Raw genomic sequence first — 426 nt, forward strand, 5'->3', positions numbered from 1 at the left:
TCAGTCATCGGCGCAGGATCTCCCGGTCTTTGTCTAGTTCGGCCAGCGTGGCCTCGAACAGCGGCGGTGCGTCGCGCAGCAGCGAACGCACCTTCCACAGGCACGCTGCAGCGCCCAGCGCATACAGCGCCGCCATCACGGCAAGGGACTGCCAGCGATACGTATCCCAGCACAGGATGACCACCAGCGCCGTCAGCGTCATGATGGACAGGGCGATCAGGCTCACGGCCAACATGCCCAGGAAGGCGGTGCCGAGCAGCCGTTCTTTTTCTTCAGCCAGCTCGACGCTCGCCAGCTCGAGCCGCGTCTGCAGCATCGAGACGACCGTGCCGGCCAGTTTCTTCAAGGAAGCGAACAGCTTGGGGCTGGTGTCGTCGGTCATGAGGAGTGGAAAGGGTGCGAGGCGGATGGCGCCAGTGCCAACAC

Annotated in this window: 1 protein-coding gene; it reads right to left on the bottom strand. The window is 64.3% G+C overall.

What is annotated here, in order from left to right; translation table 11 throughout:
* Window positions 1–4 precede the first annotated feature (4 nt).
* On the bottom strand, window positions 5–426 hold a 422-nt coding region (locus D7V93_RS44135; RefSeq protein WP_244237872.1), incomplete at its 5' end, for a phage holin family protein.

The sequence above is a fragment of the Corallococcus llansteffanensis genome (assembly GCF_003612055.1).
Lineage (GTDB): Bacteria > Myxococcota > Myxococcia > Myxococcales > Myxococcaceae > Corallococcus > Corallococcus llansteffanensis.